Source organism: Leptotrichia rugosa (genome assembly GCF_041200005.1).
Classification (GTDB): Bacteria; Fusobacteriota; Fusobacteriia; order Fusobacteriales; family Leptotrichiaceae; genus Leptotrichia; species Leptotrichia rugosa.
The window spans coordinates 331,112-352,504 of sequence record NZ_CP165644.1 but is presented as its reverse complement, the minus strand read 5'-3'; the positions used below and the strand labels follow the sequence as shown (position 1 = coordinate 352,504).

General features: G+C 27.0%; 22 protein-coding genes, 1 pseudogene and 1 riboswitch. Of the genes and pseudogenes, 1 reads left to right on the top strand and 22 read right to left on the bottom strand.

The window, feature by feature from the left end; translation table 11 throughout:
• Positions 1 to 85: 85 nt before the first annotated feature.
• The 12 genes and pseudogenes from AB8B22_RS01740 to ylxM form a co-directional block, all read right to left on the bottom strand.
• A complete protein-coding gene (locus AB8B22_RS01740; RefSeq protein WP_369711398.1) occupies positions 86 to 889 on the bottom strand; it encodes an energy-coupling factor ABC transporter ATP-binding protein in 804 nt (267 codons plus the stop codon).
• Positions 889 to 1,572, bottom strand: coding sequence for a CbiQ family ECF transporter T component (locus tag AB8B22_RS01735; RefSeq protein WP_369711396.1), 684 nt, complete (start codon positions 1,570 to 1,572; stop codon positions 889 to 891). The genes AB8B22_RS01740 and AB8B22_RS01735 overlap by 1 nt, the downstream gene beginning before the upstream one ends.
• Positions 1,559 to 1,876: an energy-coupling factor ABC transporter substrate-binding protein gene (locus AB8B22_RS01730; protein WP_369711394.1), complete on the bottom strand. Its 318-nt coding sequence runs from the start codon at positions 1,874 to 1,876 to the stop codon at positions 1,559 to 1,561. The genes AB8B22_RS01735 and AB8B22_RS01730 overlap by 14 nt, the downstream gene beginning before the upstream one ends.
• A 40-nt stretch (positions 1,877 to 1,916) precedes the next feature.
• Positions 1,917 to 2,618 (bottom strand): energy-coupling factor ABC transporter permease, encoded by a 702-nt coding sequence (locus AB8B22_RS01725; RefSeq protein WP_369711392.1) that lies wholly within the window; start codon positions 2,616 to 2,618, stop codon positions 1,917 to 1,919.
• 147 nt (positions 2,619 to 2,765) lie between these two features.
• Positions 2,766 to 2,945: riboswitch (cobalamin riboswitch) on the bottom strand.
• 66 nt (positions 2,946 to 3,011) lie between these two features.
• Positions 3,012 to 4,532 (bottom strand): cobyric acid synthase, encoded by a 1,521-nt coding sequence (locus AB8B22_RS01720; RefSeq protein ID WP_369711391.1) that lies wholly within the window; start codon positions 4,530 to 4,532, stop codon positions 3,012 to 3,014.
• Between the two features lie 99 nt (positions 4,533 to 4,631).
• On the bottom strand, positions 4,632 to 5,090 hold the full coding sequence (gene cbiE, locus AB8B22_RS01715; RefSeq protein ID WP_369711389.1) for a precorrin-6y C5,15-methyltransferase (decarboxylating) subunit CbiE: 459 nt from the start codon (positions 5,088 to 5,090) through the stop codon (positions 4,632 to 4,634).
• A gap of 62 nt (positions 5,091 to 5,152) precedes the next feature.
• Positions 5,153 to 6,429, bottom strand: a pseudogene (locus tag AB8B22_RS01710) (RNA-guided endonuclease InsQ/TnpB family protein).
• A 486-nt stretch (positions 6,430 to 6,915) separates the two neighbouring features.
• Complete coding sequence (locus AB8B22_RS01705; RefSeq protein WP_005897601.1) at positions 6,916 to 7,032, bottom strand: hypothetical protein; 117 nt, start codon at positions 7,030 to 7,032, stop codon at positions 6,916 to 6,918.
• A gap of 39 nt (positions 7,033 to 7,071) precedes the next feature.
• On the bottom strand, positions 7,072 to 7,230 hold the full coding sequence (locus AB8B22_RS01700; protein ID WP_369711387.1) for a hypothetical protein: 159 nt from the start codon (positions 7,228 to 7,230) through the stop codon (positions 7,072 to 7,074).
• A gap of 111 nt (positions 7,231 to 7,341) precedes the next feature.
• Positions 7,342 to 9,018 (bottom strand): ClC family H(+)/Cl(-) exchange transporter, encoded by a 1,677-nt coding sequence (locus AB8B22_RS01695; protein WP_369711385.1) that lies wholly within the window; start codon positions 9,016 to 9,018, stop codon positions 7,342 to 7,344.
• Positions 9,019 to 9,058: 40 nt separating this feature from the next.
• The gene (gene ffh / locus AB8B22_RS01690; RefSeq protein ID WP_094079237.1) at positions 9,059 to 10,390 is read right to left on the bottom strand and encodes a signal recognition particle protein; all 1,332 of its coding nucleotides are present in this window, start codon (positions 10,388 to 10,390) and stop codon (positions 9,059 to 9,061) included.
• Between the two features lie 19 nt (positions 10,391 to 10,409).
• Positions 10,410 to 10,751, bottom strand: coding sequence for a YlxM family DNA-binding protein (gene ylxM, locus AB8B22_RS01685; protein WP_369711383.1), 342 nt, complete (start codon positions 10,749 to 10,751; stop codon positions 10,410 to 10,412).
• Between the two features lie 155 nt (positions 10,752 to 10,906).
• On the opposite strand from ylxM, the gene AB8B22_RS01680 reads away from it, so the two are divergent.
• Positions 10,907 to 11,497, top strand: coding sequence for a DUF4878 domain-containing protein (locus AB8B22_RS01680; protein ID WP_314082225.1), 591 nt, complete (start codon positions 10,907 to 10,909; stop codon positions 11,495 to 11,497).
• 41 nt (positions 11,498 to 11,538) lie between these two features.
• Here the strand turns inward: AB8B22_RS01680 and nrdG are convergent, their stop codons facing one another.
• The 10 genes from nrdG to AB8B22_RS01630 form a co-directional block, all read right to left on the bottom strand.
• Positions 11,539 to 12,042: an anaerobic ribonucleoside-triphosphate reductase activating protein gene (gene nrdG, locus AB8B22_RS01675; RefSeq protein ID WP_094079240.1), complete on the bottom strand. Its 504-nt coding sequence runs from the start codon at positions 12,040 to 12,042 to the stop codon at positions 11,539 to 11,541.
• 1 nt (position 12,043) lies between these two features.
• Positions 12,044 to 14,227, bottom strand: coding sequence for an anaerobic ribonucleoside triphosphate reductase (locus AB8B22_RS01670; RefSeq protein ID WP_369711381.1), 2,184 nt, complete (start codon positions 14,225 to 14,227; stop codon positions 12,044 to 12,046).
• A gap of 332 nt (positions 14,228 to 14,559) precedes the next feature.
• On the bottom strand, positions 14,560 to 15,225 hold the full coding sequence (locus AB8B22_RS01665; RefSeq protein WP_369711379.1) for a hypothetical protein: 666 nt from the start codon (positions 15,223 to 15,225) through the stop codon (positions 14,560 to 14,562).
• Between the two features lie 224 nt (positions 15,226 to 15,449).
• Positions 15,450 to 16,430 (bottom strand): hypothetical protein, encoded by a 981-nt coding sequence (locus AB8B22_RS01660; RefSeq protein WP_369711377.1) that lies wholly within the window; start codon positions 16,428 to 16,430, stop codon positions 15,450 to 15,452.
• Positions 16,431 to 16,455: 25 nt separating this feature from the next.
• Entirely contained in the window at positions 16,456 to 17,865 is a 1,410-nt protein-coding gene (locus AB8B22_RS01655; RefSeq protein WP_369711375.1) for a TrbI/VirB10 family protein, read from the bottom strand.
• A gap of 16 nt (positions 17,866 to 17,881) precedes the next feature.
• Positions 17,882 to 18,694, bottom strand: coding sequence for a TrbG/VirB9 family P-type conjugative transfer protein (locus AB8B22_RS01650; protein ID WP_094079245.1), 813 nt, complete (start codon positions 18,692 to 18,694; stop codon positions 17,882 to 17,884).
• Between the two features lie 39 nt (positions 18,695 to 18,733).
• Positions 18,734 to 18,976 (bottom strand): VirB3 family type IV secretion system protein, encoded by a 243-nt coding sequence (locus tag AB8B22_RS01645; protein ID WP_314082240.1) that lies wholly within the window; start codon positions 18,974 to 18,976, stop codon positions 18,734 to 18,736.
• Between the two features lie 71 nt (positions 18,977 to 19,047).
• Complete coding sequence (locus tag AB8B22_RS01640) at positions 19,048 to 19,776, bottom strand: hypothetical protein (protein WP_094079247.1); 729 nt, start codon at positions 19,774 to 19,776, stop codon at positions 19,048 to 19,050.
• Complete coding sequence (locus AB8B22_RS01635) at positions 19,773 to 20,054, bottom strand: hypothetical protein (RefSeq protein WP_369711372.1); 282 nt, start codon at positions 20,052 to 20,054, stop codon at positions 19,773 to 19,775. Before AB8B22_RS01635 ends, AB8B22_RS01640 begins: the two co-directional genes overlap by 4 nt.
• A 25-nt stretch (positions 20,055 to 20,079) precedes the next feature.
• Positions 20,080 to 20,859, bottom strand: coding sequence for a hypothetical protein (locus AB8B22_RS01630; RefSeq protein ID WP_369711370.1), 780 nt, complete (start codon positions 20,857 to 20,859; stop codon positions 20,080 to 20,082).
• Between the last annotated feature and the right edge of the window lie 534 nt (positions 20,860 to 21,393).

Below are 21,393 nucleotides of genomic sequence, written 5' to 3'. Positions count from 1 at the left end.
CTTTTTATATAAAATTATTTATTAATAATATTATACCATATTTTCTTTTAGCAAAAATTCAAGAATTTATTTATTTGAAAAATATCTATTTAAATTTCTTTTCCAAAAACTCATAATATTCCAAAATATCAATATTTTTCTGTTTCAAAAACTCTTTTACTTTCAATATTTTTGGAACATCCAAATTCAATTTTTTCAAAAAATTAAAATCATCAAAAATTTCATAACGAGTCCCTTGCTTCACAATTTGTCCTTCATTTAAAATATAAATATAATCCGCAACTTCGTACGCAAAATCTATATCGTGCGTAGAAATTACAAGCGTCTTCCCTCTTTTGCACAAATTTTTTATCATTTCCAATGTTTTTTTTATATTTTTGAAATCAAGCCATGCCGTCGGCTCATCCAACACTAAAATTTCTGGCTCCATCGCTAAAATTGAAGCTATCGTGACTCTTTTTTTCTGTCCGTAACTCAAATGATGACATGGTTTTTCTAAAAGTTTTTTCATATTTAGCTCAGTGCTTATCTCACTTATTTTTTGCTCAATTTTTTCATTTGAATAATTTAGATTTTGCAACCCATAAGCCATTTCCTGATAAACTGTCGGCGCAAAAATCTGAACTTCGGGATCTTGAAATACAATTCCAACTTTTTTTCTCAAATTTTCCAAATCTTTTTTTTTATACTTTAATTTTTCCCCATTAAAATATATTTCTCCACTGTCTGGCTTTAACAATCCATTTAGCAAAAAAAATAGTGTCGATTTCCCCGAACCATTTTCTCCCAGAAATACCGTCTTTGCCCCCTTTTTTATATCAAGAGAGATATTTTTTAAAATCTTATTTTGCTTTTCATACGAAAAGCAAATATTTTCTAATTTTAACATTATACTACCACCATAACTAAATTTATTAAACATACAAAAATTACGAAAAAAATTTCTTTTCCAACTTTTTTATATTTTTTATGAACAAAGATAAAATTTTTTCCCAACCTTGAATTTACAGCTTTTACTGAATTTTCATTGTAATAAGCTGTTTTTCTGAATATTGCTGCAACTAACATTGAAAAAGATTTTAGGCTACTTTTGTAATTTACATACCCCAATCTCGAATTTTGTGCATTTAATAACTTATCTTTCACATCAAAAAGTACAAAAATAAATTTATAAATTAATAAAAACAATTCTCGAAAAATTTTTGGAAATTTTAATTTCTCAAAAACATAGTCGAAATCTGAAATCGGTGTCGAACAAATTAGAGCATAAACCACACAAATTGAAGAAAAAGAGCGAAATAAAAATGTTATCACATCTTTTTTTATCCATAAAAGCGAAAGTGCTGTCGTAAAAATAAAAAACGCTGGAACGATATATAAATAAAGTAATTCTTTTATTTTTACTTTTACAAAAACTATCATAATTGCATTAAATAAAATAAAATTAAATAGAAAAACTTCTTTTTTATCAGTAACAATTAAAAATATTAAAGTTATTACCATAAAAAATATTTTTATCGAAGGATTTATCTCCTTTAGTAAACTTCTATATGAAATTTTATCTATTAGCATTTTCTTCTCTTCCCTTTTTACGACCTTTTAAATATCCCAATACATAACAGACCACTCCTGCCCCAAATGCCGCCTGTAGTGCAAACAAAAGACTTTCAACTTCTCCTCCCGGCAACTCAAAAAGATTTTTTGCCCAAGGTTTGTAATTTGGATTAATTTTTTGAATCAATTCTTCCCCTTTGTCATCAGACCCGCCAAATTCCGCTCCTTTTATAAATAGCAAGGGAAATATTCCTATTACTATAATTATCAATACTAGCAACAAATTTTTTTTGAAAATATTATCTTTTTTTTCTTTTTTCACTATAATTGCACCTCTTTTTTTATTCTTATTATTGTTCTTATTATTCTTTTTCTTTTTTGTCATTATATTTATCCAATATATTCACGATAATATTTGTAAGTAATCCTTCAATAATCGCCAAAGGAACTTGAGTTATCGCAAAGATTGCTGTGAACTTTAAAAATGATTCCAACACTCCTCCAGTTGCCGAAGGATTTGCTAGTGCCAGTTGAAGTGAAGTTACTACATACGTTGCCAAATCCCCCAGAGCTGCTGCCAAAAACACCGCCAACGCTTTATTTTTTTTATAAAGCAATTTATAAATCCCAAAAGATACCAAAGGCCCTGTTATTGCCATTGAAAAACTATTTGCTCCAAGCGTTGTAAATCCTCCGTGTGCCAAAAGTCCCGCTTGAAATATAAGAACTATTGTTCCCAATATTGAAGTTACAAAAGGACCGTATAATATAGAAGCCAATCCAACTCCTGTCGGATGTGACGAACTTCCTGTAACAGACGGTATTTTTAGCGCCGAAAGAACAAAGATAAATGCTCCCGCAAGTGCTAAAATCATTTTTTCCTCCATATCTTCACCAGATAATTTTTTTAATTTTTTTATTCCCAAGAACCAAAATGGCAAACATAAGACAAACCAAAATGCCGCCCACTTTACAGGCAAAAATCCTTCCATGATGTGCATAGAAAAACTATTTACACCAATTACTAAAAAAGCCATCAAAATTAATAATTTCAACTTTTTCATCTTTTCCACTTCCTCTCAAATTTCTTAAAAAATTTTTTTAATAAAAAAATCAGCTGAAAAAGCTGAAATTAACACACTTAAAAATCCTGTGATAAAACCACAGTTTACTTTTTTACGCATATTATTTTCTCCCTTCCCAGAAAATTTTATATTGCAAAGATTACAGGCAAGTCTCCTGACTAACTTCTCCCTACTCGTATCCTTCCCAAAAATTTTTTTATTTTCAGTGGCTATACACTTTCGTCCATTTCACAGTAGTGGTGGCTGTATCGGATTTTAACCGATTTCCTTATTAAGTTAAAAAACACCTGTATCTTTTTTATTATAACATGTATTATAGTTTTGTCAATCGAAAAGCTAATCGTATAAAAACAAACTAAAAAAATAGTTTTTTTATTCTTTTTCAATTATCTCATAAATTTTTTCAATATCAATATTTTCCCGTAAAACTTTTGCCAATTTATCATATTCTCTATCTTTATATTCAGAATAACTAAATTTTTTATCTGCATATTCCAAACCTTTATTTTTTCTAATTTTATTCAAAAAACTATTTGTAAATTCAAAATTATCAAATATTCCGTGAACATAAGTTCCAATCACGTTTTCTCGCACCATTCCCTTTAACTTTTTCTCTCCAAAAATACAATTTTTTTGAATTTCTTTCAAATTTTTACTCTTATCACCATTTTCCAAATAACTATAACCTTGATGAATTTCATAACCATTTATTTTAACATTTTCCATTCCGCTCAAAATTCCACTTACGTTTTTTAATGTGTTTTCATATTGCGTAGTTATCTTTTCCATTTCTATAACTGTTTCTATCGAAAGCAGACCTAATCCTGAAATCTCCCTTAAATTACTTTCCAAGTTATTCAAATCCGTAATTTTTTGTCCCAAGATTTGAAATCCTCCGCAAATTCCAAAAATGACAGTTCCTGATTTTGCAAGTCTTATTATTTTTCGAGCCATATCTTTTTCAACCAAATCTTTCATATCTTCAATTGTATTTTTTGAGCCAGGAATAATAATAACATCTTCATTTCCAAGTTCATTTGCACTTTTGACATATTTTAGTGAGACATCGCTATAATGACTAAGTGCGTCAATATCAGTAAAATTTGAAATATGCTTTAATTTTATCACAGAAATTTTGATTTTTGCATCTTTTTTCTCATTATATTTGTCAATCCCAAGACTGTCCTCTTCTTCAATCCCCAATTTCACATACGGAACCACTCCCAAAACAGTCACATTCGTCAAATCTTCTATCATTTCAATCCCATTTGCAAGAAGCGATTTATCCCCACGAAATTTATTGATGATTACCCCTTTTATTCTGGCTCTCTCACTTTCTTCCAAAAGCATTATCGTCCCATAAATTGCGGCAAAAACTCCACCTCTATCAATGTCTGCTACCAAAATTACAGGCGCATCCGCCATTTCAGCCATTCCAGTATTTACAATATCATCTTCTTTCAAATTAATTTCCGCAGGACTTCCCGCACCCTCCAATACACAAATATCATAGTTTTCTCGAATATAATCATATGCTCTTTTAATCTCTTTTTTCAAATTATGTTTGAAAGCAAAATATTCTCTCGCATCCATATTTTTATAAACTTTCCCATTTACGATGACCTGCGATTTCCTGTCCGTTGTCGGTTTTAGTAAAATTGGATTCATAAAAACTTCTGGTTCAATTTTAGCGGCTTCAGCCTGTACAACTTGTGCTCTTCCCATCTCTTTTCCAGATTTTGTTATAAATGAATTCAGCGCCATATTTTGTGATTTAAATGGTGCAACTCTATATCCATCTTGATAAAAAATTCTGCAAAGTCCCGTTGCAATTATACTTTTTCCAACATTTGAACCTGTTCCAAAAATCATTATATTTTTATGTTTTTTCATTTTTATCTCTTTCTAAATTTTATTTTTTTATTTCTAATTTTTTCAAAATCTTTTAAGCAAATACTTCAAAATTTAAAAAAAATTTTTTTTAATAATTTTCTATCTTTTTATGATCACAACATTCATTCCAAATTTTTTCTCATAATCTTTCAATTTGCTAACTTTAAATTCATAAATTTTTTCATTTTCATAAGAAAGATTTTCTCCAACAAAAATTTTTGCATTTTCAAAGCCGTTTTCAAACAATTTCTTTGCAATATTCTGTGGCGTATTTTTACTAAAATCTGTGAGTAATCCAATTTTTTCATATTCCCTCAATTTTGATACATAATCAAAATTTTTTCCATGAACACTCGAAATATAAGCATCATTCCAAAAGTCTGAAATTTTTGCAAACATATATTGTAGTGACGAAATTCCAGCAACCACTTCCAATTCATTATCACAAAAATGTTTTTTTATAAAAGCTAAAAAGCTGTAAAAACCAGTATCTCCAGAAACTACTAAAGATATTTTCTTATCTCTATTTTCATTGATAAATTCTATAACTTTGCTCAAATCAGCTGAAATCTGAACCTCCCACGACTAAAGTCACAGGGTTCTAAAATCTTTAAAAATATTTAAAAATTTTCTAAGAAGTTTGATAGCGCAACAACTACCCTTATTCTTTTAGGCGTGTTCAGCTCACCTCTATTGTATAGGACGCTTAAGTCCACAACTTTACTTTTCCTTAATATGTTTAATGCTCCATTACAGTCTGCATTTAATTGATAGCCTTTACTTGTTTGATATAGTCCTCTTTTTATCCTTTTTCCACTGAATATATATTCTTGCGGATTTTCTTTATCATATACTGGAATTATATCTCCATCAAAGAAACTTGCTTTTGATGTATAACTTTCTTCTTGTAGCTTAAATCCTATTCCATATAGTTTACATAGATATATTAATTTATCTCTTAATTTCCCATATGGTATATTTACAAAGTTCTGATTATTTATGCTTCCTATATTTGAATTTCTTTGAAAATCTTCATTATATCCTAAAACTAGTTTTCCTATATCATTATTAAGACAATAATTTACAATTATTCTTGCTGCTTTTGAAAGATAATCATTTATGCGATTATTTCTCCTTCTAGCTATTCTCTTTTGCCTTAATGTTGTGCGGAAGGTCTTTTGCTTATCTTTTATACTTTGTAATTTTGCATTTATCTTGTTATAGTATTGATTAATTGATTTTAATTTTCTACCATCTATTAAAAATGATGCTCCATTATTAGTTACACAAGTACATAGATTGTCTATACCTAAATCAATTCCTAGTCCATTTTCTTTATTTAATTTCCTTTGAACTTCTTCTACCTCATAAGTATATTGAATTTCAAAGTACCTAGAATGTTGTTTGGGTATTATCCTAATCTCTTTTATCTTCTTGTCTTTTAATACTGGTGGTAGCTTAATTTTAACTTCCTGATGAGTTTTCTTAAACGAATTTGAATAAGGAACTATCAGAATATCATCTCTTAATCTTACAAAACCTATAACAAGAGTTGTAAATCCATCTTTAGCAAGATATTTAGGTAATTTTATATCTTTAAAATTATATTGACCATTCTTAGCAAGTTTTAAAAGTCCAAAAATGATTTGAAACTTCCATCTGCTTCTTTTAGAATTTGTTGAGCCATATTAGAATTTAACTTCTTATAGTTCCCACTGTTTTTAAGCATTTTATAGTTTTCGTTATAGCTTAAATACTTTTTCTTATTAAAATAGTATTGTCTAATATTATATATAGCTTCATTAGTTAAGTTCTTTGCTATATGAGATAAATATTTTAAATTTCTAAACTCCTTTTTACTAAGATGTTTTACCTGTTGTTTTAATGTTAAATACATAGATATCACCTCCTTTTCATCAGAGATATTATACCATGTATTCTACATTTTATCTGTCAAAAAAGTAATATTTTTTATTTATTTTTAAATATTTTTAAAGTTTTTAAAACCCCACAGCAGCGGGAAGCGTCGTTCACATAAGTTCGCTACTACTTATGCAGTTCTCATGGCATATATACTCCTTAATAAATTAGGGAGATTAGCCTTGAACTTCTTGTTATCTCTAACAAGCACAGACTATATCTTATCCATATCTTATATTCATAACAATTATATTTGTTACTACCTAAGATTTAGGCGAAACCACTTCCAATACCAATCGCTTGTATTGTACTCCCCTCACGAGGGATAGTCGTTGAACTTTCCTTTTCAGGCTTAGCTGCTGATTGTCTATTATCATAATGTTTAGGATTTAACCTTGCACCATCTAGTATATTTTTTCTGCTTTCGCTACCATCACACTTATACCATATTTGAACGAAGGTATTATGTTGTGGTCATACTAGCTTTAAGAGTTCCCAGCAGTTCAGTTTCTTTGTTGCACGGTTTTGCTCCGTGTCTACATACAAGTTTCCCTATATGCTTACTAAAATTTTCGTGCAATTCATCTCACGACTAAAGTTGCGAGTATTCTTGCACTATTTAATAAAAATGTTCTTTATTTTTAGTGTACTTTCCCAAACTTTCCAAATGTCTTTTCCCGCCGATTATCACATCACTTTCTTCTATTTTTTTCAAAACTATTGGCAATGTATAATCAAGATTTCCAGGTCCCAAACCCAATATTTTTATTTTTTCCATACTTTATCTCCAAATTTTAAATTTTTTGCAAAAAATAATTTATAAAAAATAAAAGGACTAAAATTGAAAATTTTATTTTCTAAAAAGTCCTCTTACTTTAAAATTTATTTTTTAAATAATTTTTAGTCCTCGCTCTTTTAATTCACTCGCATATTTACTAGCTGTCTTATAATCCGTAATCATAACAATCTGATTTCCACTTTGAATTTTTGTGTTACCTTTTGCAATGTGGTCTTCTCCTTCTGATCTAACACTTATAATTAAAATATTTTCTGGCAATTTCAATTCTTTGACTAATTTCCCGTCAAATTCCGAATTTACTCCAACTGGAATTAGTAAAGTGACAATTTTATCCTCATTATTTTTTTTATTTTTACTATGTCTTTCTTTCCACCAATTTTCCAACATTTCAAGTCTTTTTTCTTTTTTTCTTTTCTCTTTTTTAATTTTTTCTTCTTCTTTTTCTGCCTGAGAAATTTCTTTTTCAAACATGTTTAAATAAAGTCTTTCATAAATTGGCTCCATTTTAAATAATTCAGTAAAAATATAGACTATTGTACAAACAATTATAAGCATATACAGATAAGAAAAATTTCCTGTCATTTCCAAAATTAATGTAATTCCCGTAATTGGCGCTCTCACAACCGCTGTAAAATAAGCCGCCATTCCAAGTATCATAAAATGTACAATTATTTCATTTGGAATTTCAAAATAATGATTTAACACTTCGCCATAAACTTTTCCAGACAAAGCTCCTATTACTAGCATTGGCAAAAAAATTCCGCCAGGAAATCCTGATGAATAACAAAACATTGTATAAAAAAATTTCATTATTAAAATTGCAAATAAAATTTTAAGACCTACTTTTGCCGAGAACATTTTTTCAATTAAATCGTGCCCTCCACCTGTTATTTCTTTAAAAAAGATTGCCACTAAATAGACAACCACCATAAATAGCGAAATTTTTAAATATTTATTCATTTTTATGTCTTTAAATTTTTTTTGAAACAACAAAAGAAAATATGAAAATCCTCTTCCCAAAATTGTAATTATTAAACAAAATACAAGCGTTACAATTCCAATAATATAAATTGGAGTATGTTTTGGAAGCATAAAATTGTATTGAAACGAAGACTCAGGTCCTAAAATCATTCTTGAAACATAATTTGAAGTCCCGCTGGCAACTAATACACAAATCAATAAAAGCGGCGAAAAAAACTTATGAAGTTCTTCTAATGAAAAAATTACTCCCGCAAGAGGCGCATTAAATGTCGAAGCGATTCCCGCACTGGCACCACAAGTTACAAGATATTTTTCTTCAGTTTCAGTTCTTTTTGTAATCTTTTTAATTCCAGAACCAATAAGCGCCCCCAGATGTACAGATGGTCCTTCCCGACCAAGTGCCATTCCAGCTCCAACCGCCAAAACTCCACCAAAAAACTTGGTAAACAGCTCCGGCAGCCAGTTAAACTTTATTTTTTTATTCAAAAACGCATTTACCTGTGGAATACCGCTTCCACCTATTAGTGGATATTTTGAAAACATAAACTGAATTACTATCCCTACTAGAATAAAAAATATTAATCCTGCAATGATTTTCGTTACTGTCAAATTTGTTAAATATTCATTTCTAAAAAAAGAAATGTTATTTAATAATAACGTATATGACGAAACGATTAACCCTGAAAAAATTCCAGTTAAAAAACAAATTATTATTAAGATAATCTTACTCTTCCTTGATTTTAGTGAATACACATTCTGTAATTCATGCAAAATATCTTTTGCCATTTTTTTCATCTCTTTTCTTTAATTTTTGTCTTTTAAAAATTTATCTTTTTCTGCCTTTCATCATTCCAAGTCCTGGAATTGCTCCGCTATTAAACATTTTCATCATTTGCTTCATCTGTTCAAACTGTTTTATCAATTTATTTACATCATTTACTTGAACTCCGCTACCTTTGGCAATTCTCCCTTTTCTTGTTCCAGCTTTTAAAAGTTTTGGATTTCTTCTTTCTTCCACTGTCATTGAGTAAATAATGGCTTCCACTTTTTTCATCTCTTTTTCAGCCATTCCCATATCAATCATGCTTGTATCAACTCCAGGTATCATTTTCATAATTCCCGCAATCGACCCCATTTTTCTAATCATTTTAAATTGTTTCAAAAAATCTTCAAAATCAAACTGATTTTTTCTAAATTTTTCTTCCATTTTTTTAGCTTCTTTTTCATCAATCGCTTCCTGCGCCTTTTCAACCAGCGACACGACATCTCCCATTCCCAAAATACGAGAGGCAAGTCTATCAGGGTGAAATGCCGAAACATCGTCAAGTTTTTCCCCTTCACTTATAAATTTTATTGGTTTTCCAGCAACTTCTTTAACCGATAAAGCCGCACCACCACGAGTATCTCCGTCTAGTTTAGTTAGTACAACTCCAGTTATATCAAGTTCTTCATTAAAAGATTTTGCCACATTTACCGCATCTTGTCCAGTCATTCCATCAACCACAAGAAGTATTTCATCAGGTTTTACATTATCTTTTATATCGTGCAGCTCTTTCATCAACTCTTCGTCAATGTGAAGTCTACCAGCCGTATCAATTATCACATAAGTAGCATTTTCATCTTTAGCTGCTTTTATTCCCTCTTGTACGATTTTTAATGCATCTGTGCTCTCATCTATCGTAAAAGACCCAACTTTTACCTGCTGTGCCAACACTTTTAATTGTTTTTTAGCCGCTGGTCTATACACATCAGCTCCAATTAAAAAAGGTTTTTCTCCCTTTGATTTTAAAAATTTTGCAAGTTTTCCTGAAAATGTCGTTTTCCCAGCACCCTGAAGCCCACATAGCATCACGACTGTCATTCCTTTTTCAGCCTTTTTAAGTGCAACATTTGTTCCACCAAGCACTTTCACAAGTTCATCATTCACTATCTTTACAAATTGCTGTGTCGGATTTACTCCTGAAATTACTTCTTCTCCCAGCGCTTTTTCACGAATTCTTGAAACAAAATTTTTGGCAACACTGTAATTAACATCCGCTTCCAGCAAAGCTAATCTAACTTCCCGAAGAGCATCCTTCATATTGCTTTCCGTCAATTTCCCCTGTCCTCTGACTTTTTTAAATATATCTTTAAATCTATCTCCTAAATTATTAAACATCTTTAAATTCTCCTAATTTTTATTCTAAATTTTCATCATAATCAAATTCTTTAATTATTTTTTCCAAATTTTCCAAAGTAAAATTACTTTTCAAAAACAAAAGTTTATTTTTTAGTTCCTTTTCTTTTTCAAATATTTTTAATTTTTCTTCATATTCATCAAGCTGCTTTATCCCGCGCTTTATATTATCATAAACAGCTTGCCGTGTAATCTTATATTTTTTTGCAATTTCTGAAAAAGAACTATTTTCTTCGAAATACAGTTCCAAATACTCTCTTTGCTTTTTAGAAAAAAGTTCTCCATAATACAAAAAAAGTATCGAGTGTCTCAAAAAATCTTCCAATTTTTCTAGTTTATTCATAGTACTTTTATTATACACAATTATTATAACTGTTGTCAATTTTTAAAATTTTATTAAGTTTTATTTTGGTTTTTAAAACTATTGACTTATTAGCTTAAATAATGTAAAATTAATTATATAATAATTATAATAAAATTTATAGATAGGAGCCAAATATGAAAAAAATACTGTTAGGAATGTTATTTCTTGTTTTTTTGACAAGCTGTGGCGGTAATAGTTCAGAAAAAACAGTTGCAAAATTTATTGACAACTTAAAAGCTGGAAAAACAACCGAAGCTGGAAAATACACTACTGATGCAAATTTTGTGAAAAACTTTGAACAAAATTATATTAGTCAAAGTCAGGAACAACTGTACAAAACTTTGCTAAAAAATATTAATTACAAAATTACTAACTCGGAAAAACAAAGTGAAGATACAAGTATTGTAACTGTTGAAGTTGAAAATATCGACACAAGAAAATTATTTTTACAATTTTTTAAAAATATCTCAAGCAATACTTTTTCAAAAGATGCGACTAAAAAGTCTACTGAAGAAATATTAAAAGAAACATTAGAATCCAAAGACTTGCCAAAAGCAAAAAATACTACAAAATTTATGGTAAAAAAATCTTCAGATGAAGAAAAAGTGGCTGTAACAGGAGAAAATTTAGAAGTACTATTAGGAAAATTAAATACAACTTTTTCAAATTTGAATACAATTCTTCCAAAAGATGAAAATAACAATGAAAATTCAGAAAATAATTAATTATAAAAATTAGAGCTGCCACATTTTGCAACTCTATTTTTTTATATTCCAAAATCTTCTCTTTTTATGATTCTCTGATTGCTACTTCCTCTAAATTTTATATTTGGATCATACAATTCTTTAATAAATCGTCCGTCAACCAAAACATCAACATATTTCAAGCATTTTTTTCTCAAATCATCTTTTTTTATTTCTTCCAATGTATAACCTGTATACATCCAAATATTTTTTTTCGTCTTTTCTTTCAAAAATTTCAAAACTTTTAACATATCCTTTGGATTAAAAAGCGGATCCCCACCACTAATCGTAATTCCATCAAGTAATTCATTTTGATTAATTTCATTAGCAATTTCATTCAAAATTTCATAAGTCAATTCAGTCCCATTATTAGGATTCCAAGAATACTCGTTATGGCAACCAGGACAAGCATGAGAACAACCTGAAAAATATATTGAATAGCGAAGTCCAACTCCATCAACAATAGTTTCTTTAAAAGTTCTTAAAAGTCTTAGCGAAAAATCTTTTTTTAAATCCTCATTTTTCATATTAAATTCCGTGTTTTACTCTGTCCATTTCTTCAGCTTTTTTCGCACTGTTCCAACTTTCGAGATCCCCTGTCAAATAACCAGTTATTCTTCTGATTCTTGATATATTGTGACTTCCGCAAACAGGACAACTGTCATAAATTATTGCCTCAGTTCCGCAATCTTTACATCTGTCGACTGGATGATTTATTGAACCATAACCTATTCCGCTATCTTTCATAACTTTTACTATTTTTAAAATTACACTTATATTTTTTCTAGCTTCTCCGTCTAATTCCACATAAGTTATATGTCCACCTTTTGTAAGTTTATGAAAAGGTGCTTCTTTTCTTATTTTATCAAAAATGCTTATTTCTTTTTTGACATCAATGTGAAACGAATTTACATAATAATCTCTATCTGTAACATTTTTTATCACTCCAAATTTTTCTCTGTCCATTCTTAAAAATCTTCCCGCAAGACTTTCTGCAGGAGATGCCAATACTGAATAATTCAAGTGATATTTATTTTTAAACTCATCCGCCACTTTTTCCATCTTTTCAATCGTATCATAAAGTGTCTTATATGCTAATTCATTTGTTCCATGTTCTACATCAAACAAAGCATACATCGCATTGGCTCCACCTACAAAACCTATCGCAAGTGTTCCGCTATTTATCGCCTCTCCCACTTCATCATTTTCTTTTTTATCTCCCAAACCTTTCCACAAATTATTTCCTTTCATAAATGGGAATTGTTTTGCAAGAGCGGTTTTTTGAAATTTAAATCTTTCTAATAATTGTTCTCCAGCGAGTCTTGACGCGTCCAAAACTTTTTCTTGAAATTCTTTTACTAACATTTCATTTTTTTTATCTATTTTTTCTTTTTCACTAGAAAATTTATTTTCTTTTTCCATTGCTAAAATTTTTTCTTCCACATCTTTTCGAGTTTCAATTGCAAGTCTAGGAAAATTAATACTTGTAAATGACAAATTTCCTCGTCCAAGACTTGTTTTTTCACCATTTACATTTTCAAAAACTCTCGTTCTGCATCCCATTGTTGCAATTTCGTATCTATATTTTTTAGGATCATTCATATCCCATTTTTCATGTCTATTAAACTCTGCATCAAGAAATACAAAATTAGGGAACAATCTACGACTGGTAGTTTCACAGGCGAGTAGTAACAGATCAAAATTTGGTGTTTCAAATTTTACATTTTTTTTACCTTCATCATAAATATTTTCGTCGCTTTTTACACTTTCTAAAAGATTTTCAAAATTACTTCGCGCTAAATTATAATCATTTTCAGAAAAATTTAAACCTTCTTTTACTTTAAAAATCTGAATTGGAAAAATTGGAGTTTCTCCTTTTCCAAGACCTTTTGAAGTCGCTCTTAAAAGTTCTTTTATGACCATTCTACCTTCATATGACGTATCTGTTCCATAATTTATTGAAGAGAAGACAACTTGATTTCCACCACGTGAATGCATTGTATTTAAGTTATGCAAAAATCCTTCCATCGCCTGATAAGTTTCTTTTTTTGTATCTTTATAGCTACTTTTTAACAACTTTTTCAAATCATTTTTAGAAATACTAAAATATTTTGATATTTTTCCATTTTCTTCTTCTGTCGTTTTTATCGAATCAACTGTTTTTTTCAAAAATGCTTTTGCATCTTTTTCATATTTTTCAGTAATTTCAACATCATTTTTAATTTCCACAAAATTTAAAATTCTATTTTTCAAATACTGTCTAAATGACTTTAGCACTCCTTTTGCCATATAAAAATCAAACGCTGGAATTGCTTGACCACCATGCTGTTCATTCTGATTTGTCTGAAAAATAATAGTCGCAAGAGTGGCGTAAGTTAAAATACTTTGCGCTTCACGAATATAACCATGCTTTGTGACAAATCCTTTTTCAAACATATCTTCCAGATCATACTGAAGACAAGTTGTCGTTTTGCTTGGATAAAAGTCCAAATCGTGAATGTGGATAATCCCATCTTCATGAGCTTTTCTAAATTTTTCAGATATAAGATTTTCAAGTGCATAAACTTTTGAAACTTCACTTGCAAATTTCATCATTTGTCCCGCAGGTGTCATTGAAGACATGTTCGCATTTTCATTATTTGTATCATTTTTTTCCACATTTATTATTTTTTCAATTGTTTTATTTAAATTCGGTGTCAATTCTAATCCCATCTTGATTTTCTCTCCTTTATTTCATAAATTCCCCCATTTTCCCAAATCCTCAAAAAACACTATATGTTGTTATCATAATTAAATATTATCACAAAATATTGTGTTTTTCAAGATGAATTCTAAAAATTAAAATAATTTTAATCAAATAAAAATTATCAAATTTTTTGATTATACTGATTATGAATATTAGAGAAAAAAATAAAAAAATCAATTTCAAAAAAATTTTTTATCAAAAAAAATCTTTGAAAATACATAGATTTATAATTTTAAATATTGATTTTTTTACATAAAAAAGAACTGTCTCACTTGTGAAACAGTTCTATTTACACTATTTAATTTATTAATTCTGGACCAAAACCGAATCCTAAATATTTGTAAAGTGCATTATTTATTTTATAATCTTGTATTACTCCCCATTTATTCGGATATTTTTTTACATATACTTTAATATCACTTTCCATAAATTTCAAATCATTTCTTTTTACCACATTTAAATAAAATTCAGATATTTTTTCCAATAAAAAACTTTGATATTTATTTTCATTCATTTTTTGAACTTCTTTCTTGTTTTCATAAACTTTTTTCTCTATGTAATTTTGAAGTTCTGAATTATATGCTGTCAAATCAGGTGCTTTCATATGTACATTTAAAACTGCCTCTCCATTTTTTACTTCAGTATTTTTTATTTTATAAGTAATTTTTGAATTTGCAATTACCAAATAATCAGAAGAATTTGATAAAGATACACCAGTTTGACTTTTTGCAACTTCTTTCAGATTATTTTTTCTTTTTTTATCAACATTTGCCCCCAAAATTTTATTTGTATCTTCCACCGAATTTTTCAAAACATTTTTTTTCACATTATTAGGATTAATCTGAAAATCCATAAATTCATAAAAAGCATTATTTACGCTTTGTTTTAAATTATTTCCATTCGTAGTTTCAGAAAATAAAAATACACTAAAAAATAGAGACATCGTTAATATAATTTTTTTCATTTTTCTTTCCTTTCAAAAACTTTTATTAAAAATTATAACATCTTATTCTTAGATTTTTATTTAAAAAGATTTTTTAGTCATTTTCATTTTTTATAATTTTTTTCTTAACATTTCATTCTACATTTTTCAAATAAAATATAGTGTCAATCTATCTATTTCAATTATGTGTCAAAAAATGTTTTTAATATAATTCTAAAAATTTATTACTAGCTTTCATTTACTGCTTAACCACTAGTCAAAGTCATCGCAATAAAATCTATATTTTCAATAGTTTTTTCTGCTAACATAAGTGCTATCACAAGTGAAGAAATTCCAAGTATACTATTTCCAACTGATATTAAATTTAATAATTGATACGATACTCCCATCATTGCAGCAGCCATAAAAATTGTGATTATTTGTATAATTATTATATTTAATCCTTTTTGAGCAATTTGTGATGTACTTTCCAAAAGAAAAAATATTAAATAAAAAGTTGAAAAAATCATTAACATCAATGTTTCAAAAATAATTACAATATATTTTGAAATAATTTTTGCACAAATCCAAACGCAGAAAATTAATAAAATTATTTTGGCGATATTTATAAATATTGCGAAAAATGTTTTAAACTTTAGTACATTTTGTAACAAATTAAGCGGTGTTGAAATAAAATTATCGGCTAACTTTCCTGGAGTTATATTTCTAAATTTCTCGGAGCTAAAAACTATTAAACCTAATTTATAAAACATAGAAAAAAATATTTCTGTGAATTCAGTTAATAAAGTCCCTTTTACTGTTTTGTTTCCAAAAGTATTTTCAAAACCAAGATTTATTTTGTAACTCACTGGCGTAATAAAAATAAAAGCAAGAATTAAATTTTTTATAAAACTTGGAAGAAGCATTTTCAATATTGAATACAAATCTACTTTTTCCACATTTTGCAAAATTATTTTTAAAATATTTATAATCATAAACGCCAAAATAATAAAACCTAAAATTTGACTTAACTTTGATGAAATTCCCCGATACAAAACAATTAATCCATAAAAAAGTGAATTTACCATTCTTTCAATTACACTCCCACCACCAATTTTGACTCCTTCTTTAAATAGTCTTTCAAATCCTTTGTAATTTGTATCAGCAAAACAAAAATTACATATTCCAAAAAATATTGAGAGTATCCGATATTCTATTTTAAAAATTTTTTTATTATTTTTTTTCATAATTTCTCTTTTCTCAATTTTTTAATTAACTTCTTTTATATTCTTCCAAAACAATTTCATTTCCTGTAAAAACATTTAATTTAGTCCCAACTGGTATTTTAATCCGATTTTTTACTGAATTCCAAGCCTTATCTATTGTTTCCATCGAATCTTTTACTGTATTTACAGGATCTGTTATTATTTCATCCCATCTTGACGAATATCTTCGTGCAACTCTAGTCTTTCTATAATCCAGCACTAAATCTGCCACGCTAAATGAAAGTGCGAGCAATGATTTTCCAATCCTTTGAGTTAGTTTTGTATTCAACTTTCCTTTTGCACCAATTTCTCCTTTTAAGTCAATCACATTTGACTTTTCAAAAACAACCGTCTTGTTATTTGGAAGAATAATTTTGTCAACCATCATAAGCATCCTTGTATCGTTATTATTTTTCAGTGTGGAATAATTTCCAATTATTTTGCTTCCCATCGGAATCAGAATTTTGTGATGTCCATCTTTGGAATAGACGTTTTCAGAAACTATAGCCATAAAATAACTGGGAGTGTCGCTATTCATTTTTGTTGAAGTTACAATTGGAATATAACTTCCCTGTTGCAGTGAAAAAGTATTTATCCCATTTGCTTTAGCTTTCGTTCTTATCTTTTTCTCAGCACTTTTATCAATTTTATCACTCTTATCAACATTCAAACTAGAATTATCATTTTTACTCAATGAATTTAACGCTCCAGATGATGGTTTTTCTATATTTCTTGGATGATACTCAGGTTTTTCAGGTTTAGAAATATTTCTAAAGGAGTAAATTTTATTTTGTTCATCGGATGAAATATTTTTATTAATTTTTTTTTGTATTTCATTTTTCGAAAAATCTTGAGCTTCAAAATTTTTACTTGAATGATTTTGAGTTTTGGAAATTTTATTTTGACTTTCGTTTTGATTTTTACTTTGAGATTCATTTTGATTCTCATTCTGAGCTTGAGCTATATTTTGATTATTTGAAATATTTGCACAATTTGGGTTGTTAATGTTATTCGGATTATTTAAATTAACTGTATCGCAAGGCTCATTTACATTTATTGCACTACTATCATTTTGATTTCCTAAATTAAGATTTTTATTTTGAGCTTCTTCTGGATCAACTTCACCATCATAAACTGGTTGCTCCATATTTTGACTTAATTCATTTTGATTTTTATTTTTTTTAATTGAATTTTTTATCACACCAGGAATTGCAAGAAGTCCCACAATTATTGAAAATCCACCAATTGCAACATAGATTGGCAATTTCTTCTTAAACTTTCCACCTTTTTCTAAATCTTTTTTTGATTCATCTTCAAAATCTGAAATATCTCCAATGTCATCTTCCAATTCAGTTTCATCAGCTTCCTCAATTATCAAATCTTCATCTTCATATTTTTTCAAATTATCTTCATCCATTTTCAATTTCCCCCTTTTATTTATGTTTAATTCTAACTTGTTTTTTCCCAAGTTTGAGCACCGCTTCCTTAATTTTCCTATGAACAATTATTTTATTAAATTCATATTCAAAATTAACCACCTCAAAACCATTTCCACTAGTTCCTTTTACCATTATAACAGGCGCTTCCTGTATTTCTTCAGGCAAAATTATGACAGTTTTTATCCCGTCAGTAAAAACTTGCGTCGGAGCAAAAGGTAAATTTTTATTTGTCACCATATAATTTGAATCCATTTTATTGACATCCATCAAAATAGAGTTTTTATTAAAGTCTTTTTTAACTGGAATTTTTGTCTTCATATCATTTTCAGAAGTCAAATAATTAAATTTCACAAATGGATTAAATATTTCAAGAGTCGAATACAAATTAAACATATAAATCCTTTTATTTGTTATGACATTAACATTTGAAGTTATATCAAGATCTGTGGGTCTGACAAACAAATAAACAGAATTATCTTCTCCTCCAAATTCCTGCTCCATCTCAAAATTAGAATTATTTCCACCAATAACAGCGATAATCTCTTCTTCTGGATCAAACTTTATCATCGTGACAAAATCTGGCGTGACATAAATGTCATAAATGCTGTCAGAATAGTAATCAAAAGTAGTCGCAACCCGTTTTATCGCATCTTGCTTTCCGGAAAGCAATTTTTTTATTTGCATTTTAGAAATACTTTCTTGACTCAAAAAATTTTCTTTATTTTCTTCAGCTTGTATAAAAATTCCAAATATAAGAAAAATTAATGCCTTTATCAAAATTTTATTTATTTTATTTATTTTTTTCATACTATTTTTTCATTTTCCTCCTTTTTGTCTTAAAAATTTTTAAGCATCCAGCTCATCTTCATCAGTAAAATATTTAAACAATAAATTTATTTTATAATTGTCACCAAAGCAAATAATTCTACAAACTGCCATAAGAATTGCCGCTATTACAAATGCCATAAAATTTTTTGTAAAAACATACAAGATTCCTGTAAATCCCATTATTATTTTAAAAATTTGCAGAGGAACTCCCATAATTTCCATTTCATCCATAAGTGATGAAAAAATCTGTCTTTTCTTCATAATTTTCTTGTACGAAAAATATTAAAACTTCGTACTTTCCTTTCTTTAAATTTTTTCAATTTTTTTATATTTTAAAAATTCAATAATTCTTTGATTATCTCATCTTCCAAAATTCCATCAAATTTTTCTCTTACTTTTTCAAAAGTTTCATCTTTAATCCAATTTTCAACAATTTCATCATTATTTCTTTTAAAGAAACCACTTTTTTCAAAATTTTCAATAGTTTTTTCCCTTTTTAAACCAAAACAATTTGAATTTACAATATTTGAAATTTGCAATATTTTATAACCTTTCTGAAGTTCAACATATGTTCCAAGTAATTTAAAAACTTTACTAAAATCTGAATTATAATATCCCAATTCAATTTTAGATTTTTTATATAAAATTTCAATCTTTTCGTTATATTTTAAAATAATTTTATTAGCTAAAACAGCATAAATCAAAAAAGTATTTTTTTTCTCATCAAAATCTGGTTCAATTTCGATTATTTTTGAAATTACCAAAGAAAAATTTGAATTAACAAATTCAATTTCTATAATAAGTTCAAAAAATTTGAAAAATTTCTTTTTGTATTCTGTACTTTCTATCACTTTTTTTATATGAGTTTCAAAAATTTTATTTTCGTAATATAATTTAATTAAAAAAAATATTTTTTTATCTTTAATTTTATTTATTAAATATCTCAAATCATAAATTTTATTTTTATACTGAAGATAAATATTTTTTTTGCCAAAATCTAAAACAACAAATAAAAAAGCTATCTTTTCATTTTCTAAATAAAAATTTCCAGTAAGTTTCATTTTTTCCCCTTAATTTTTTTAAAAGTTAATTTTTTAATTTCTTTTTCCAATTTATTCACTTTTGTTTTTAGCCTAACTTTTTCTCCTTTATTCTGAAAATACATACAAATAAAAATTTCTGAAAATTTCATAACTAACACTTTGTTCTCCAAAAAATTATCGTCATAAATGCCATCTAATTCATTTTTTTCAAGAAAATTTGCAATTTCATTGTCACTCATAATTTTTTTTAATTCTTCACTTTTATTTTCAATAAATATTTCCAATTTGTTTTTCATCCATATTAACCCTTTCTAAAAACTTTTAAATATTTATTTTTTCAAAATCAATATTTTCTTTTAGTTTTTTTATTTCTTCTATTTTTTTTTCCATATTTTTCTTATTAAAATAAAACTTAAAATTTTTACCGCAATAAAAACATCCATCGTTTAGTGCCCTTTTAAATAAATTTATATAACTTTGCGCTTCTTTCAAAACTTCAAAATTAATTTTAGAAAAATCATAAAAATCGTTTGAATTTACAAACCAGAAATAATTTTCTGTTTTTTCCAAAAAAATATCAAGATATTCTTTCTCTTCGATAAAATCAAGATTTTCACTAATAAAACTTCCAGAAAAAATAATCAAATAGATTACATCGACAACAATTTTTAAATACAAATTTTTGAATTTTTTATTTAATGAAATAAAATATTCAGTTTTTTTTATTTTTTCAAAAGTAACTAAAATAACAAATATTTTGGAATAAATAAAAAAATAGCTTTTTTCTTTCTCGATATTTTCAGAAAATTCAATATTTATAATAATTCTTTCATCAAAATTAATATTTTCAATTTCATAATCTAAAAAAATTTTTTCCTCTAAATATTTATTTTTTCTAAAATTAACCTCACAATTTAAAATTTTTTCCAAATAGTTCACAATAAATTTATATTTTTTTATATTTTTAATTTTTTTATTTTTTAAAATTTTATAATTTTTAAATCCAAAAAAATTATTTTTTTTCAAAATATTAATTTTATTTTTTTGATATTCAGACAAAATTAAAGTATAAAAATGAATAAATCTAATATTTTTTTCCATAAATTACCTACCTTGAAATAAAAAATGTTAAAATAATTATCATCATTTGTAAAAAAAGAATAAATAACAAATAAAAATTATATTTTTTTATATTCGGATTATAATTTACAAATATCTCAGAAAATTTTTCGTATGAGATTTGTAATTTCAAAAGAAAAAACATAATAAAACTAATAAAAATTATCATTATCATCTTTGCATCTAAAAACAATGAAAATAAAAAAATTACAAAAAATATGATATAATTTTTTTTATCAAATTGTTTTCTTTTAAACTCAATCTTAAGTTTACTTTTTTTCACAAAATTTTCTTCCATCGTTTTAAAAATTTTTTTTAAATACAAATTGTTTTCTTTTGAAATTACAAAAAACAAAAATAATATTTCTAAAATTATTAAAACCAAAGTTAGTCCTTCCATTTTTTATCACCATTTTTTAATTTTATATTAATCTTATAAATTAATTTTACTATATTTTTTAATTTATTTCAATAGATAAAATCAAAATTTTTAATTTTTTTTAAATATTTTATATT

What these genes read in the sequence shown, in the direction of transcription:
- AB8B22_RS01740 (WP_369711398.1), bottom strand. Translation starts at nt 889, where the DNA reads ATGTTAAAATTAGAAAATATTTGCTTTTCGTATGAAAAGCAAAATAAG.
- AB8B22_RS01735 (WP_369711396.1), bottom strand. Translation starts at nt 1,572, where the DNA reads ATGCTAATAGATAAAATTTCATATAGAAGTTTACTAAAGGAGATAAAT.
- AB8B22_RS01725 (WP_369711392.1), bottom strand. Translation starts at nt 2,618, where the DNA reads ATGAAAAAGTTGAAATTATTAATTTTGATGGCTTTTTTAGTAATTGGT.
- AB8B22_RS01720 (WP_369711391.1), bottom strand. Translation starts at nt 4,532, where the DNA reads ATGAAAAAACATAAAAATATAATGATTTTTGGAACAGGTTCAAATGTT.
- AB8B22_RS01700 (WP_369711387.1), bottom strand. Translation starts at nt 7,230, where the DNA reads ATGGAAAAAATAAAAATATTGGGTTTGGGACCTGGAAATCTTGATTAT.
- AB8B22_RS01695 (WP_369711385.1), bottom strand. Translation starts at nt 9,018, where the DNA reads ATGGCAAAAGATATTTTGCATGAATTACAGAATGTGTATTCACTAAAA.
- ffh (WP_094079237.1), bottom strand. Translation starts at nt 10,390, where the DNA reads ATGTTTAATAATTTAGGAGATAGATTTAAAGATATATTTAAAAAAGTC.
- ylxM (WP_369711383.1), bottom strand. Translation starts at nt 10,751, where the DNA reads ATGAATAAACTAGAAAAATTGGAAGATTTTTTGAGACACTCGATACTT.
- AB8B22_RS01680 (WP_314082225.1), top strand. Translation starts at nt 10,907, where the DNA reads ATGAAAAAAATACTGTTAGGAATGTTATTTCTTGTTTTTTTGACAAGC.
- nrdG (WP_094079240.1), bottom strand. Translation starts at nt 12,042, where the DNA reads ATGAAAAATGAGGATTTAAAAAAAGATTTTTCGCTAAGACTTTTAAGA.
- AB8B22_RS01670 (WP_369711381.1), bottom strand. Translation starts at nt 14,227, where the DNA reads ATGGGATTAGAATTGACACCGAATTTAAATAAAACAATTGAAAAAATA.
- AB8B22_RS01665 (WP_369711379.1), bottom strand. Translation starts at nt 15,225, where the DNA reads ATGAAAAAAATTATATTAACGATGTCTCTATTTTTTAGTGTATTTTTA.
- AB8B22_RS01660 (WP_369711377.1), bottom strand. Translation starts at nt 16,430, where the DNA reads ATGAAAAAAAATAATAAAAAAATTTTTAAAATAGAATATCGGATACTC.
- AB8B22_RS01655 (WP_369711375.1), bottom strand. Translation starts at nt 17,865, where the DNA reads ATGGATGAAGATAATTTGAAAAAATATGAAGATGAAGATTTGATAATT.
- AB8B22_RS01650 (WP_094079245.1), bottom strand. Translation starts at nt 18,694, where the DNA reads ATGAAAAAAATAAATAAAATAAATAAAATTTTGATAAAGGCATTAATT.
- AB8B22_RS01645 (WP_314082240.1), bottom strand. Translation starts at nt 18,976, where the DNA reads ATGAAGAAAAGACAGATTTTTTCATCACTTATGGATGAAATGGAAATT.
- AB8B22_RS01640 (WP_094079247.1), bottom strand. Translation starts at nt 19,776, where the DNA reads ATGAAACTTACTGGAAATTTTTATTTAGAAAATGAAAAGATAGCTTTT.
- AB8B22_RS01635 (WP_369711372.1), bottom strand. Translation starts at nt 20,054, where the DNA reads ATGAAAAACAAATTGGAAATATTTATTGAAAATAAAAGTGAAGAATTA.
- AB8B22_RS01630 (WP_369711370.1), bottom strand. Translation starts at nt 20,859, where the DNA reads ATGGAAAAAAATATTAGATTTATTCATTTTTATACTTTAATTTTGTCT.